Here is a 13,791-nt window from a genome sequence, read left to right on the forward strand (position 1 = left end):
TTTTGCATGGTGCGCGTGAAGGACGTGCCGCGCCGTTCAGCGGCCCGAGTCCGGCATTTCGGCGGCCTGCTTTTCCTGCACGCCGAAGCAGCCGCGGTAGGTCGCGTAGAACGAGCAATAGAGCATCGTCGTCACGATGATGAGCGCGGGCATCAGGATCGCGACCGTGAAGTCGCCGGCGCCGAGCGCGCGCAGCAGCGTCGACAGGCCGATCGATACGACCGTCGAGACGGCAAACCACAGCGCCCCGTACACCATGAACGCGCCCTTGTTGCGCCAGCAGCTCACAATGCTGAAGAACATGGCCTTCACGGGCGGCACGTCGTGCCACGCCGTGAGCACGGGCGCAAACCAGAACAGCATCGACACCGGCACGTAGCAGAGCAGCGAAGCCAGCACCGCGAGCGGCACGTCGCTGTTGGCGAGCGCTTCCGCGTCGAGGTCGCCGCCGATCGTCATCAGCCGCAATAGCGCGCCGCCGTCCACGAACGCAGACGCGGCCAGCACCAGCAACATCGCCGCCACGTAAATTGCCCCGAGCGCCAGCAGGTGCTTCGCCACGTTGCTGCCGTACGAACGAAAGCCGTCGATCAGAATGGTCGGGAACACCGGTTTGCCCGCGATCGTGTCGCGGCACGCCGCCATGAAGCCGACGGCCACGCCGGGCACGAACAGCAGCGGCAGCACGCCGCCAATCACGGGAATCGCGGAAATCAGCGTCATCGCCAGCAAATAGGCGAAAAACAGCGTGAGAAACGCGAGCGGATTGCGGCGGAACAGCCAGATACCCTGGCGGAACCAGACGTAGCCCGTCTTCGCGGGGACTTCAATTAGTTGCATGGGCGATGGGGCAAGGCGTGATGGGAGCCCGCCTCGCTGCCGGCGAGGCGCTCGCGCAGGATGCGCTCGAAGTGGCCGGGATCGTGCGGCTTGAGCAGCTCGGCCAAGCGGGGCAGGTGGAAATCATACAGGCGCGAGACCCAGAAGCGGTACGCGCCTGCGCGCAGCATGTCCATCCAGTGCCGCGTTTCCTCGGGCGTGAACGGGCGCACCGTCTGGTAGGCGCGCAGGAGCGCGTCGGCGCGCGCCGTGTCGAGCTTGCCGGTGGCGAGGTCGACGCACCAGTCGTTGACGGTCACGGCCACGTCGAAGAGCCACTTGTCGCAGCCGGCGAAATAGAAGTCGAAAAAGCCGCCCAGCCGAACTTCGTGGCCCGGCGCGGGGTGCGAGTGCGCGAACATCGCGTTGTCGCGGAACAGGTCGCAGTGGCACGGACCGCCCGGCAGCGCCGCATAGTCGGCCGAGCCGAAGAATGCGCGCTGGTGGTCGAGTTCGCTCGTGAGGAGCGTGCGCTGGGCGTCGTCCAGAAACGGCAGCACCGTCGGCACCGTTTCTTCCCACCACGAAAGGCTGCGCAGATTCGGCTGGTCGCCGCGGTAGTCGCGGCCCGCCAGGTGCAGGCGCGCGAGCATCTGGCCCACTTCCGCGCAGTGCTCCACGCCGGGCGTGAGTTCGGGCTTGCCTTCGAGCTTCGAGACGATGGCCGCGGGCTTGGCCTGCAGCAGGCCGAAGAGCGCGCCGTCCTTGCGCGGCATGGGGTCGGGTACCGGCACGCGATGCGAGGCGAGGTGCCGCATCAGGTCGAGGTAGAACGGCAGTTGTTCGGCCGTCAGCTTTTCGAAGATCGTCAGGACGTATTCGCCGCGCGTCGTCGTCAGGAAGAAGTTGCTGTTCTCAATGCCGGACTGGATGCCGCGAAATTCGACGACATCGCCGAGATCGTAGTCGCGCAGCCATTGGGCAAGCTCTTGGTCGGTGACAGCGGTGAAGACGGCCATGCAAGAAGGTCGGTTGATTGGTAATGGCGGGTCGGCGAACGCTGCGAAGTGCTGCCCGAGGGGCTTGCAGGCGTGTCCGGCTCAGGCGCGATGGCCGCGGCCCGGCTCATGGGGCGGCGCACATGGCGTTGGCGCGGGCATGCCCCTTAAAGGCATGCCCGCGCCCGGATGGCTCAGTAATGCAGGTTGATCGACGGCAGGCGCGTGCTGGCCTGGCCGTTGTTGCGCACTTGCGGCGAGGTGTCGGGGTTCGCGCTCATCGTGTAGCGCGTGCCGAAGTTCGAATGCACGTTGATCTCGACGGGCTTGCCCTTGTCGCGGAACTCGGTGATTTCGGTGCCGTTCGGGCTCACTTCGTGATAGCTGGGCACGCGCGGCACGTCGTTGATGTTGACCTTCGAGGTGACGCGTGCGGCCGGCTTGTTGTTGATCGCAGCCAGATCGGGCAGGCCCGCGCGTTCGTTCTCCGATTGCGCGGATTGTGCCTCGACGGCGGTCTTTGCGTCGTCGGCCGGCGCGGCCATGGCGACCCCGCTGAAAGCGAGCGTCACCGCGACGGCGGCAAGAAGGTGCGACTTCATGGTCTTTCTCCGATGGGATGCCCCAATTCTAGCAAATCCGGGCGCTTTGCCCCATGTCGCGCAAGCGCTGCGGCCCGCGCCCGGCGGGCGGTGCGCGGCGCTCGCGGCCCGTGCGTGGCGGGTGCTTCAAAAGCCCCGGGCGCGGCGAGGTCGGTCGCCAGAAAGTCGCACCTTCCGTGGTAATGTGGACCCATCAAACGGAGAGGCAACGAAGATGAACAACGATAGCTACCTGCGGCCCCTCATGACGCCGGCGCACGACTTCCCGGACGAATTCTTCGAAGACGCCGCCGACGCCGTGGCGCGCCTCTCGAGCATCTACGAAGCGAATACGTCGTTCCTGCGCGACGCGTTTGCGCGCTATCGCCGCGGCGAGGCGTTCGAGCGCCGCGTGCGCGCGTGCTATCCGTTCGTGCGCATTCGCACCAACGTCAACACGCATATCGACTCGCGCCGCTCGTATGGCTTCGTGGCGGGCCCCGGCGTGTTCGAGACGACCGTCACGCGGCCCGATCTTTTCGGCAACTACTATCGCGAGCAGTTGCGCCTCTTGGCGAAGAACCATCATGTGGCCATCGAAGTGGGCGTGTCGGATCAGCCGATTCCCGTGCACTTCGCGTTCGCCGAAGGCATCCACCTCGAAGGCGATCTCGACCGCGAGCGTCTCTTCGCCATGCGCGACGTGTTCGATACGCCCGATCTCGCGCAGCTCGACGACCGCATCGTAAACGGCACCTACGAGCCGGAGCCGGGCGAGCCGCATCCGCTTGCGCTCTTCACCGCCCCGCGCGTGGACTTTTCGCTGCACCGGCTCAAGCACTACACGGCGACGTCGCCCACGCACGTGCAGAACTACGTGCTCTACACGAACTACCAGTTCTATATCGACGAGTTCGTGAAGCTCGGCCGCGCGATGATGGCGCACACCGACGACGCCGACCTGCGCAACTATCGCAGCGAATACACCTCGTTTGTCGAACCCGGCGACGTGGTGACCTACAACGCGAACCTGGGCGAACAGGACGACGAAGGCAAGGCGCCCGCGCGCCTGCCGCAAATGCCGGCCTATCACCTCAAGCGTGCGGACGGCAGCGGCATCTCGATGGTCAACATCGGCGTGGGGCCGTCGAACGCGAAGACGATCACCGACCACATTGCCGTGCTGCGTCCGCATGCGTGGATCATGCTCGGCCACTGCGCGGGCTTGCGCAACACGCAGCGTCTGGGCGACTACGTGCTCGCGCACGGCTATGTGCGCGAGGATCATGTGCTCGATGCCGATCTGCCGCTGTGGGTGCCGATTCCGGCACTCGCTGAAGTGCAGCTCGCGCTCGAGCGTGCGGTCGCGGAGGTCACGAAGCTCGACGGCGTGGAACTCAAGCGTGTGATGCGCACGGGGACGGTGGCGAGCGTCGACAACCGCAACTGGGAGCTGCGCGATCATCGCGAGCCGGTGCAGCGCCTCTCACAGAGCCGCGCGATCGCGCTCGACATGGAAAGCGCGACCATCGCCGCGAACGGATTCCGCTTTCGCGTGCCGTACGGCACCTTGCTGTGCGTGTCCGACAAGCCGCTGCACGGCGAACTCAAGCTGCCGGGCATGGCCGATTCGTTCTATCGCGCGCAGGTCGATCAGCATCTGCAGATCGGCGTGAAGGCGATGGAGATTCTGCGCACGAATGGCCTGCACAAGCTGCATAGCCGGAAATTGCGCAGCTTTGCGGAGGTGGCGTTTCAGTAGACGCTTGATGGCTGGCTGGCGCATGGTGAGCGCCGGCCAGCCTGTCGAATTGCGCTGTTGCCTTGCATCAATTCGGATACCGAATCATTTGCCGCCGGTCGCTTACTGCCCGATCCCCGTCAACCCGATCAGACTCCCCGCGCCAAGCAGCCAAAGAGGGTGAATCTTCGTGCGAAACGCGAGCACGGCGCATACGCCGGTAATCGCCCAGGCGATCCACGAAGGATCGGAGGCTCTCGCGATCAGCACGGCGCTCGCGGCCACGAGGCCCGCCGTCACCGGCACGAGGCCCTTTTGCGCGATGCGCCGCGACGGGCGGTCCTTGAAGCGATTCCACGCATGCAGCGCAGCGATCGTGACGAGCGACGACGGCCCGAACTTCGCAATCGACGTGACCAGCATGCCTGCCCAGCCGGCCACGTGCCAGCCCACCAGCGTCACGACCATCATGTTCGGGCCCGGGGCGGCCTGGGCGAGCGCGAATAGCGCGCTGAACTCGCTCGCCGGCATCCAGTGGTGGACCTCGACGACCTGGCGCTGCATCTCGGGCAGGATCGTGTTGCCGCCGCCGAAAGCGAGCAGCGAGAGCTGGCCGAAGATCGCGGCGAGCGCAACGAGTGTGGCGCTCATCGCGAGCCTCCTTCCTTGCGCGCCGCGCGGGCCGCGAGCGCGATGCCGATCGGCGTGAGCACGAGCATGGTGGGCAAGAGCGGCGTGCGCAGCACGGCGATGGCCACGAAGCCGAGCGCGGCGACGACGGCCGCGGCGGGATCGCGCCGCAGCGGCAGCACGATTTTCAGCGCCATCGAGACGAGCAGCCCGGCGGCAGCCGCGGCGAGCCCGACGAACAGATGCCGCACATGCGGGTCGTCTTGCGTGCGCTCGTAGAGCACGCCGAGCCCGATCACGACGAGCGACGGACCCGCGATCAGGCCGAGGATGCCGGCGAGCGCGCCGCGCCATCCATGGAAACGCATGCCGAGCGCGACCGAGAGATTGATGACGTTGCCGCCCGGCAAGAACTGGCAGAGGCCGAGCAGATCGGTGAACTCGCTGGCGGTGAGCCAGCGGCGCTGCTCGACGATGGTGCGGCGCGCCAACGGCAGTGCGCCGCCGAACGACGTGAAGCCGAGACCGAGAAAGCCGAGGAACAGATCGCGTACCGTCGGCGTATGCAGGCCGTCGTCCGTGCCATGTCCGGCTGCGGCGGGCGAGGAGATGGGTTGTTTCATGAATGGAAGGGACCTCTGAGGCAAGTTCGGAGATTAAGCCCATTCGCGCGCGCGGCAAAACGATTTCTATGGCGCGCTCTTGTGATCTACACTCACAAGCATGGCACACTCCCTTCCGCCCTTTCCCGCGCTGCGCGCGTTCGAAGCCGCCGCGCGGCACAACAGCTTCTCTGCCGCGGCGGGCGAACTCAATGTGACTCACGGTGCCATCAGCCGGCAGGTGGCCGCGCTCGAGGCGTGGGTCGGCGTGCAGGTGTTTCACCGGCACGGCAAGCGGGTCGCGCTGACCGAGGACGGGCGGCGCTACCTCGCCGCCGTGCAGTCGGCATTCGACGACATCGCGCGCGCAACCAGCCAGCTGCGCGACACGGGCGTGGTGCACGTGCTGCGCGTGAGCGCGCTGCCTACCTTCGCGATGAAATGGCTGCTGCCGAGGCTCTCGCAGTTTCAGCGGCTCGCGCCGAACGTCGAGTTGCGCCTGTCCACCTCGAACGCCCCGGTCGAGACGCTCGAAGGCTTCGACGTGGCCGTACGGCGCGGTCCGGCCCACTGGCGCGACTGCGAGGCCGGTCATTTTCTCGACGAGATGGAACTGCCGGTGTGCAGTCCGGCGCTGCTCAAACGCGCGCCGATTCATCAGGCGAGCGATCTGGCGCGCCACGTGCTGCTGCATTCGGACACGCGGCCCGATGCGTGGCGCACCTGGCTCGCGGCCGCAGGCGTGAAAGCCAAATGCCGCAAGAAGCAGTCGTTCGACCACTTCTATCTGGCCTTGCAGGCCGCCGTGGATGGTCTGGGTGTCGCGCTCGGCCCGCTGCCGCTGCTCGACGACGAGCTCGCGTCGGGGCGGCTCGTCACCCCGCTCGCGGGGCCGCATCTCGACGCGCGCGGCTACTGGTGGGTGGCGCGCCGCGAGGTGGCGCAAGCGCCGCTCGTCGTGCAGTTTTGCCGCTGGCTGGAGGAGCAGGCGAGCGCGCGGGCGCCGCTCGGTGCATCCGGCGTGCCCACAAGCGCGGAGAAAGCATGAGGGGAGTGATGCGCTGAGGCGCGAGCGGTGCGCAGGCCTACGGAAACGTCAACCGCAGGCCATCCGCACGCCGCGCCGCAAGCGGTGCATCAGAGATAGAACATCCGGTCTTCGTCGGAGTCGCGGTCGCGGCGCGCCGGGTGTTCCTTGCCGGTATCTTCGGCGGTGTCCGCATCTTCGTAGAACTTGAGAACGGCTTCGAGCACCTGGTCCGGGTCGTCGATCACCTGCATCAAATTCATGTCTTCGGGATTGATGAGGCCCATGGGCACGAGCGCCGAGCGGAACCAGTCGAGCAGGCCCTTCCAGAATGCGGCGCCCACCAGAATGATGGGCACGTGACGCGATTTTTTCGTCTGGATGAGCGTGAGCACCTCGGCCAGTTCGTCGAGCGTGCCGAAGCCGCCGGGCATGACGATCACGGCGTCCGAGTTCTTCACGAAGGTGACCTTGCGCGTGAAGAAATGGCGGAAGCGCAGCGAGATGTCCTGCCACTGGTTGCCCGACTGCTCGTGCGGCAACTCGATGTTCAGGCCCACGGAAGGCGACTTGCCCGCATGCGCGCCCTGGTTCGCGGCTTCCATGATGCCGGGGCCGCCGCCGGAGATCACGGCGAAGCCCGCATCGGACACCTTGCGCGCGATGGTGGTGGCGAGCTGGTAGTACTCCGACTCCGGTTTCAGGCGGGCGGAACCATAGATGCTGACCGCTGGCCGGATCTCGGACAGGTACTCGGTCGCCTCGATAAACTCTGCCATAATCGTGAACATCTGCCACGATGCGCGCGCCTTCTTGGCCGTCGCGCGCTCTTGATCTGCGAGTGAACGCAGACTCGGAATCACTTTTCTCTTGTCCATAATGCCTGAAGAACTACGCGTGGAAACGAAGCTACAAAATGAGCTGGAAGGTAAGACCCTGTTGCTGGTCGACGGTTCTAGCTATCTCTATCGGGCCTTCCATGCGATGCCGGATCTGCGCGGTCCTGATGGCGAACCCACGGGCGCGCTATACGGCATCATCAACATGCTGCGTCGCATGCGCAAGGACGTTACGGCAGAGTATAGCGCGTGCGTGTTCGATGCAAAGGGCAAGACGTTCCGCGACGACTGGTACCCCGAGTACAAGGCCAACCGGCCTTCCATGCCCGAGCCGCTCGCTGCACAAATCGAGCCCATTCACACGGCCGTGCGCGCGCTCGGCTGGCCGCTCCTGATGATCGAAGGCGTGGAGGCCGACGACGTGATCGGCACGCTCGCGCATCAGGCCGAGAAGCTCGGCATGAAGGTCATCGTTTCCACGGGCGACAAGGACCTCGCGCAGCTCGTGACGGACCACGTCACGCTCATCAACACGATGACGAATGAAACGCTCGATCGCGAAGGCGTGATCGCGAAGTTCGGCGTGCCGCCGGAGCGCATCATCGATTATCTCTCGCTCATCGGCGACACCGTCGACAACGTGCCGGGCGTGAACAAGTGCGGCCCGAAAACGGCGGTGAAGTGGCTCACGCAATACGACTCGCTCGACGGCGTGATCGCGCATGCGGATGAAATCAAGGGCGCTGTGGGCGGTTATCTGCGCGACGCGCTCGACTTCCTGCCGATGGCGAGAAAGCTCGTCACGGTGGAAACGGCTTGCGATCTCGCGCCGCATCTCGAGTCGATCGAAGCGTCGCTCGCCACGCGAGCCGAAGCGCGCGAAGAACTGCGCGATATCTTTGCGCGCCACGGCTTCAAGACCTGGCTGCGCGAAGTCACCGAAGCGAGTCAGCAGAGCGAGACGGTGCCCGCCGCAACCAAAGGCGACGTACCTGAAAAAGACGCGAACGTGCAGCCCGCGCTGTTCGTCGATGCCCCGCGCCATTACGAAACGATCCAGACGTGGCCGCAGTTCGGTACGTGGCTCAAGCGGATCGAAGCCGCCGAAATCACTGCGTTCGACACCGAGACCACGGCGCTCGATCCGATGGTCGCGAAGCTCGTCGGCATGTCGTTCTCGACGGAACCGGGTGTGGCCGCCTATTTGCCGCTCGCGCACCGCGGCCCGGACGCTCCCGATCAACTGCCGCAGGACGAAGTGCTTGCGCGCCTGAAGCCGTGGCTCGAAAGCGGGAAGCACAAGAAAGTCGGCCAGCACATGAAGTACGACGAGCAGGTGCTCGCGAACTACGGTATCGAGCTGAATGGCGTGGAGCATGACACGCTGCTCGAGTCGTATGTGCTCGAATCGCATCGCAGCCACGACATGGACAGCCTCGCGCTGCGCCATCTGGGCATCAAGACGATCAAGTACGAAGAGGTGGCGGGCAAGGGCGCGCAGCAGATCGGCTTCGACGAAGTCGCGCTCGACAAGGCCGCCGAATACGCTGCCGAAGACGCCGATGTCACGCTGCAACTGCATCGCGCGCTCTATCCGCAGATCGCGCCCGAGAAGGGCCTCGATTACGTGTATCGCCACATCGAGCTGCCCACGTCGCGCGTGCTGCGCAAGATGGAGCGCAACGGTGTGCTGATCGACAGCGAAAGGCTCGAAAAGCAGAGCGCGGAAATTGCGGTGCGGCTCATCGCGCTCGAAGAGGAAGCGTATGCGCTCGCGGGCGGCGAATTCAACCTGGGCTCGCCCAAGCAGATCGGCCAGATTTTCTTCGAGAAGCTGCAACTGCCGGTCGTGAAGAAAACGCCGAGCGGCGCGCCTTCCACCGACGAAGAAGTGCTGCAGAAGCTCGCCGAGGATTACCCGCTGCCCAAGATCCTGCTCGAGCATCGCGGGCTTGCCAAGCTCAAGTCCACGTACACCGACAAGCTGCCGCGCATGGTGAATGCGCAAACGGGCCGCGTGCACACGAACTACGCGCAGGCGGTGGCGGTCACGGGCCGTCTTGCGTCGAACGATCCGAATCTGCAGAACATCCCCGTGCGTACGGGCGAAGGCCGGCGCATTCGCGAGGCGTTCATCGCGCCGCCGGGGCACAAGATCGTTTCCGCCGACTACTCGCAGATCGAACTGCGCATCATGGCGCATATCTCGGGCGACGAGTCGCTGCTCGCGGCGTTCGCGCGCGGCGACGACATTCACCGCGCCACGGCTTCCGAGGTGTTCGGCGTCACGCCGCTCGAAGTGAGCGCGGACCAGCGGCGCATCGCCAAGGTCATCAATTTCGGCCTGATTTACGGCATGAGCGCGTTCGGGCTCGCATCGAATCTCGGCATTACGCGCGACGCGGCGAAGCTTTATATCGACCGCTATTTCGCGCGCTATCCGGGCGTGGCGCGCTACATGGACGAAACGCGCATGGACGCGAAGTCGCGCGGCTATGTGGAGACCGTCTTCGGCCGCCGTCTGTGGCTGCCCGAGATCAACGGCGGCAACGGTCCGCGCCGCCAGGCCGCCGAGCGCGCCGCCATCAACGCGCCCATGCAAGGCACGGCCGCCGACCTCATCAAGCTTTCCATGGTCGCGGTGCAGAAGTGGCTCGACGAACGCAAGATCGGCACGAAGATGATCATGCAGGTGCACGACGAACTCGTGCTCGAAGTGCCGGGCGGCGAACTCGCCGAAGTGCGCAAGCGCTTGCCCGAACTGATGTGCTCGGTGGCGCAGCTCAAGGTGCCGCTCGTCGCCGAAGTGGGCGTGGGCGAGAACTGGGAAGAGGCGCATTGAAGACGATGTAGTGCTTAGTGAAGCTCTACTAAGTACATACTGAATGCGCTGTGCCGCAAAAGCCGTAACCAGGATGTAACTGCGCGCGCGCGATAAGGCAAGCCTCGCGTGCGTGATGTCGCGAATGCGCGCCGCAAGGGTTGCCGCCGCGCGCTCCGTCAGCCGACAATGATTTGATTGAAGGCCGGTGCCTCGCACGTCATGTTGTCGATGCATCGGCCTTTCTATCGCCTTTCGACATGCACGGAGAGTCTATGCATCGCTTTATCGTTGTGGGAGGAGGCGCAGGCGGGCTGGAACTGGCAACACGGCTCGGCGATCGTTACGGCGAAGCGCGCGCGAAGCGGGGCAAGCCGCAGGCGGCATCGATCACGCTGGTCGACCGCAATCCAACGCATATCTGGAAACCGCTCCTGCACGAAGTCGCGGCGGGCAGCATGGATCCGTTCACGCATCAGCTCGAATATCCGGCGCAGGCGCGCTGGCACGGCTTCGAGTTCCAGCAGGGCGAGCTGACCGGCCTCGACCGTGCGGCGAAGCGCATCACGCTCGGGCGCGTGCTCGACGAAGACGGCGCGGAAATGCTGCCCGAGCGCGTGCTCGAATACGACACGCTCGTGCTCGCGATCGGCAGCACGACGCACTTTTTCGGCGTGCCGGGCGCGGCCGAGAATTCCATCGCGCTCGACACCGTCGAGCAGGCCGAGCGCTTTCGCAAGCGCCTGATCGCTGCGTGCATGCGTGCCGAACATCAGGCGCCCGAAAGAGTCGCGGTGGAGGTGACGGCGGACGACCTCGCGCCGGCCATGAACGCCGGCGCCGAGCCGCGCGTGCAGGTGGCGATCATCGGCGCGGGCGCGACGGGCGTCGAGCTTTCCGCCGAGCTGCGCAACACCGCGCAGGTGCTGTCGGCCTATGGATTGCACAAGCTCGATCCGCGCCACGACGTGGGCATCGTGCTGATCGAGGCGGGCCCGCGCATCCTGCCCGCGTTGCCCGAGCGCGTGTCGTCGGCGACGGGCGAGCTGCTGCAAAAGCTCGGCGTGAAGCTGCTCACGAGCGAACGGGTGATCGAAGTGGCGCCTGGCGTCGTGCGCACCGCGAGCGGCAAGAACCTGCGCGCGGACCTCACGGTCTGGGCCGCGGGCATCACCGCGCCGGCCGTGCTGTCGCGGCTCGACGGCCTCACCGTCAACAAGCTCGGCCAGCTGATCGTGCGCCGTACGCTGCAAACGGAACTCGATGACAACATCTTCGCGCTCGGCGACTGCGCGGCCTGCGAATGGCCGGGCCACGAGCGCGGTGTGCCGCCGCGCGCGCAAGCCGCGCATCAGCAGGCCACTTTCCTGTTCAAGTCGCTGGGCAATCTGCTCGCCGGCAAGCCGCTCGAGGAGTTCACCTATCGCGACTTCGGCTCACTGGTGTCGCTCGGCCACTTCAGCGCGGTCGGCAATCTGATGGGCGGGCTGATCGGCGGGAATATGTTGATCGAAGGATTGTTTGCCCGTTTCATGTACATGTCGCTGTACCGGCTGCACATCGCGGCGCTGCACGGCTACGCGCGCATGGTGCTCGATACCTTCGCGCACTGGCTGCGCCGCACGACGTTGCCGCGCGTGAAGCTGCACTAGGCGGCTGCACTGAGCGTCTGCATCGAGCGGTGCTTGTGTCCGGGGCGCGGCGCCATTCCGCCTGTTTCCGCTGTTTGATCTTCAAGGAGCGTTGCATGCTGAAACCCGAAGTCGATAGCCTCGTCCCGCACGTACCGTTCGATCGGCGCACCTTCATCAAGGCGGCGCTCGGCAGCGGATTCGCAGCTGCCGTGCTGCCCGTCTCCGCGCAAACCATCCACACCGACAGCGAAGGCCTCGAAGCCGGCGAGATCGGCTTCCAGTCGGGCGGCACGCTCGTCCCGGCGTATCGCGCGCAGCCGCGCGGCAAGACGCACTTGCCGGTGATCATCGTGATTCACGAGATCTTCGGCGTGCACGAGCATATCGCCGATGTGTGCCGCCGCTTTGCGAAGCTCGGCTATCTGGCCATCGCGCCGGACTTCTTCGTGCGCCAGGGCGATGCCTCGGTGTACCCGACGGTGCAGCAAATCAGCGAGAACATCGCGAGCAAGGTGCCCGATGCCCAGGTGCTCGGCGACATCGATGCGGCGCTTGTCTGGGCCGGCGAGCACGGTGGCGATCTGAAGCGCGTGGGCGTCAATGGCTTCTGTTGGGGCGGGGTCTACACGTGGCTCTATGCCGAGCACAATCCGCGCATCAAGGCGGCGGTTTCCTGGTATGGCCGCGTGGCGGGCGCGCACACGGAAAATTCGCCGCAAAATCCGCTCGATCTCGCGGGCAATCTGCAGGTGCCGGTACTCGGCATGTATGGCTTGCAGGACAACAGCATTCCGCAGGACACGCTCGAGCAGATGAAGGCCGCCATCGCGCAGGGCCCGCAGGGCGGGCGCGGCTCGCAAATCGTCGTGTACGACGACGCGGGCCACGCGTTCTTCGCGGACTACCGGCCGAGCTATCGCAAGGCCGATGCGGAAGACGGCTGGAAGCGCGCGATTGCCTGGTTCAAGGAGCACGGCGTGGTGTGACGCCGTGCCCGCTTCCGGATTCCCGGCTCAGGGGTTGGGGCCAGTCGCGACCGGCCGCGACGCGTCGGCGCTCCATTCGCTCCACGAACCGGGATAGAGCGCCGCGCCGTGCAGGCCGGCAATCTCCATCGCGAGCGCATTGTGGCAGGCGGTCACGCCCGAGCCGCATTGCAGGACCACGTGTTCGGGCGCGATGCCCGGCAGCACCGCCGTGAAATCCTCACGCAGCGCATGCGCCGACTTGAAGCGGCCATCCGGCGTGAGATTGTCCTGATAAAACCGATTGCGCGCGCCAGGAATATGGCCGCCCACCGGGTCGATCGTTTCGTTCTCGCCGCGATAGCGGTCGGCGGCGCGCGCGTCGACGACCGTGAGTTCGTGCGTCGCGAGATTGCGGACGATGGCCTGGGCGTCCACCGTCACCTGCAGCGGCGCGCCGGCCTTGAAAGTGCCGCGCGCGGGCGTGGGCACGTCGCGCACGAGCGGGAAGCCCGCCGCCTCCCACGCCTTGAGGCCGCCGTCGAGCACGGCCACCGAGTCGTGGCCGAGCCAGCGCAGCAGCCACCATAGGCGCGCGGCGTAGGCGCCGCCTTGCGCGTCGTAGGCCACGACCTGCTGGCCTTCGTTGAGCCCGCGCAGCAACAGCGTGGCGACGAGCGCCGAGCGGTCGGGCAGCGGATGGCGGCCGTTCTTGCCGGTCTTCGGGCCCGAGAGGTCGCGGTCCAGATGCAGGTATTGGGCGCCCGGCAGATGGCCCAGCGCATAGCCGTTCTCACCCGCGGCGGGGTTGGCGAGATCGAAGCGGCAGTCGAAAACCAGCACGCTGCCCGGCGCGGCGGTCAGGCGTTCGTGCAGATTGGCGGCCGAGATCAGCGTGGTGTAGTGCGTGTGGGGCATGACGGCTCCTTGATTCGTGCAAGGCCGCCCTCTCTCGCTATGCGACGGCCCGGTGCCGTCAGTCTAAACAAAAAGACGGGCCTAAGCCCTAATGCCGTTCAGTTAAGCAACTGAACGGCATTTTTGTTGGTGGAGCAAAGGGGTTGTAAACACGTCGCGGCGATGTTAACTTTCGTCGCCATGCTGGTTGACACCCTTCCCCTGCTTGTCGAAGCG

Annotated in this window: 12 protein-coding genes; 5 read left to right on the forward strand and 7 right to left on the reverse strand. The window is 65.7% G+C overall.

The window, feature by feature from the left end:
* Positions 1-36: 36 nt before the first annotated feature.
* The 3 genes from AB4Y40_RS20475 to AB4Y40_RS20485 form a co-directional block, all read right to left on the reverse strand.
* Complete coding sequence (locus AB4Y40_RS20475) at positions 37-840, reverse strand: BPSS1780 family membrane protein (RefSeq protein ID WP_368689317.1); 804 nt, start codon at positions 838-840, stop codon at positions 37-39.
* Complete coding sequence (locus AB4Y40_RS20480; protein ID WP_368689318.1) at positions 831-1,838, reverse strand: homoserine kinase; 1,008 nt, start codon at positions 1,836-1,838, stop codon at positions 831-833. Before AB4Y40_RS20480 ends, AB4Y40_RS20475 begins: the two co-directional genes overlap by 10 nt.
* A gap of 173 nt (positions 1,839-2,011) precedes the next feature.
* The gene (locus AB4Y40_RS20485; RefSeq protein ID WP_028202960.1) at positions 2,012-2,419 is read right to left on the reverse strand and encodes a hypothetical protein; all 408 of its coding nucleotides are present in this window, start codon (positions 2,417-2,419) and stop codon (positions 2,012-2,014) included.
* Positions 2,420-2,633: 214 nt separating this feature from the next.
* Between AB4Y40_RS20485 and AB4Y40_RS20490 the strand changes: the two genes are divergently transcribed.
* On the forward strand, positions 2,634-4,160 hold the full coding sequence (locus AB4Y40_RS20490; protein ID WP_368689319.1) for an AMP nucleosidase: 1,527 nt from the start codon (positions 2,634-2,636) through the stop codon (positions 4,158-4,160).
* Between the two features lie 102 nt (positions 4,161-4,262).
* Here AB4Y40_RS20490 and AB4Y40_RS20495 read toward each other — a convergent pair whose 3' ends face one another.
* Positions 4,263-4,790 (reverse strand): chromate transporter, encoded by a 528-nt coding sequence (locus AB4Y40_RS20495; protein ID WP_368689320.1) that lies wholly within the window; start codon positions 4,788-4,790, stop codon positions 4,263-4,265.
* The gene (locus AB4Y40_RS20500) at positions 4,787-5,392 is read right to left on the reverse strand and encodes a chromate transporter (protein WP_368689321.1); all 606 of its coding nucleotides are present in this window, start codon (positions 5,390-5,392) and stop codon (positions 4,787-4,789) included. The genes AB4Y40_RS20495 and AB4Y40_RS20500 overlap by 4 nt, the downstream gene beginning before the upstream one ends.
* Before the next feature lie 100 nt (positions 5,393-5,492).
* On the opposite strand from AB4Y40_RS20500, the gene AB4Y40_RS20505 reads away from it, so the two are divergent.
* Positions 5,493-6,419: a transcriptional regulator GcvA gene (locus AB4Y40_RS20505; RefSeq protein WP_368689322.1), complete on the forward strand. Its 927-nt coding sequence runs from the start codon at positions 5,493-5,495 to the stop codon at positions 6,417-6,419.
* Positions 6,420-6,508: 89 nt separating this feature from the next.
* Here the strand turns inward: AB4Y40_RS20505 and AB4Y40_RS20510 are convergent, their stop codons facing one another.
* Positions 6,509-7,276, reverse strand: a complete 768-nt coding sequence (locus AB4Y40_RS20510; protein WP_368689323.1) for a TIGR00730 family Rossman fold protein — start codon at positions 7,274-7,276, stop codon at positions 6,509-6,511.
* Between the two features lies 1 nt (position 7,277).
* Between AB4Y40_RS20510 and polA the strand changes: the two genes are divergently transcribed.
* From polA to AB4Y40_RS20525, 3 genes are all read left to right on the forward strand, one after another.
* Positions 7,278-10,079, forward strand: a complete 2,802-nt coding sequence (gene polA / locus AB4Y40_RS20515; protein ID WP_368689346.1) for a DNA polymerase I — start codon at positions 7,278-7,280, stop codon at positions 10,077-10,079.
* Positions 10,080-10,333: 254 nt separating this feature from the next.
* Positions 10,334-11,710, forward strand: coding sequence for an NAD(P)/FAD-dependent oxidoreductase (locus tag AB4Y40_RS20520; protein WP_368689324.1), 1,377 nt, complete (start codon positions 10,334-10,336; stop codon positions 11,708-11,710).
* A gap of 95 nt (positions 11,711-11,805) precedes the next feature.
* Positions 11,806-12,678, forward strand: coding sequence for a dienelactone hydrolase family protein (locus tag AB4Y40_RS20525; RefSeq protein WP_368689325.1), 873 nt, complete (start codon positions 11,806-11,808; stop codon positions 12,676-12,678).
* 27 nt (positions 12,679-12,705) lie between these two features.
* Here the strand turns inward: AB4Y40_RS20525 and AB4Y40_RS20530 are convergent, their stop codons facing one another.
* On the reverse strand, positions 12,706-13,575 hold the full coding sequence (locus tag AB4Y40_RS20530; RefSeq protein ID WP_368689326.1) for a sulfurtransferase: 870 nt from the start codon (positions 13,573-13,575) through the stop codon (positions 12,706-12,708).
* Positions 13,576-13,791: the final 216 nt, after the last annotated feature.

Origin of the sequence: Paraburkholderia sp. EG287B, assembly GCF_040965595.1 — a bacterium.
GTDB lineage: Bacteria > Pseudomonadota > Gammaproteobacteria > Burkholderiales > Burkholderiaceae > Paraburkholderia.

What these genes read in the sequence shown, in the direction of transcription:
- AB4Y40_RS20505 (WP_368689322.1), top strand. Translation starts at nt 5,493, where the DNA reads ATGGCACACTCCCTTCCGCCCTTTCCCGCGCTGCGCGCGTTCGAAGCC.
- AB4Y40_RS20480 (WP_368689318.1), bottom strand. Translation starts at nt 1,838, where the DNA reads ATGGCCGTCTTCACCGCTGTCACCGACCAAGAGCTTGCCCAATGGCTG.
- AB4Y40_RS20530 (WP_368689326.1), bottom strand. Translation starts at nt 13,575, where the DNA reads ATGCCCCACACGCACTACACCACGCTGATCTCGGCCGCCAATCTGCAC.
- polA (WP_368689346.1), top strand. Translation starts at nt 7,278, where the DNA reads ATGCCTGAAGAACTACGCGTGGAAACGAAGCTACAAAATGAGCTGGAA.
- AB4Y40_RS20495 (WP_368689320.1), bottom strand. Translation starts at nt 4,790, where the DNA reads ATGAGCGCCACACTCGTTGCGCTCGCCGCGATCTTCGGCCAGCTCTCG.
- AB4Y40_RS20525 (WP_368689325.1), top strand. Translation starts at nt 11,806, where the DNA reads ATGCTGAAACCCGAAGTCGATAGCCTCGTCCCGCACGTACCGTTCGAT.
- AB4Y40_RS20520 (WP_368689324.1), top strand. Translation starts at nt 10,334, where the DNA reads ATGCATCGCTTTATCGTTGTGGGAGGAGGCGCAGGCGGGCTGGAACTG.
- AB4Y40_RS20510 (WP_368689323.1), bottom strand. Translation starts at nt 7,276, where the DNA reads ATGGACAAGAGAAAAGTGATTCCGAGTCTGCGTTCACTCGCAGATCAA.
- AB4Y40_RS20490 (WP_368689319.1), top strand. Translation starts at nt 2,634, where the DNA reads ATGAACAACGATAGCTACCTGCGGCCCCTCATGACGCCGGCGCACGAC.
- AB4Y40_RS20500 (WP_368689321.1), bottom strand. Translation starts at nt 5,392, where the DNA reads ATGAAACAACCCATCTCCTCGCCCGCCGCAGCCGGACATGGCACGGAC.
- AB4Y40_RS20475 (WP_368689317.1), bottom strand. Translation starts at nt 840, where the DNA reads ATGCAACTAATTGAAGTCCCCGCGAAGACGGGCTACGTCTGGTTCCGC.
- AB4Y40_RS20485 (WP_028202960.1), bottom strand. Translation starts at nt 2,419, where the DNA reads ATGAAGTCGCACCTTCTTGCCGCCGTCGCGGTGACGCTCGCTTTCAGC.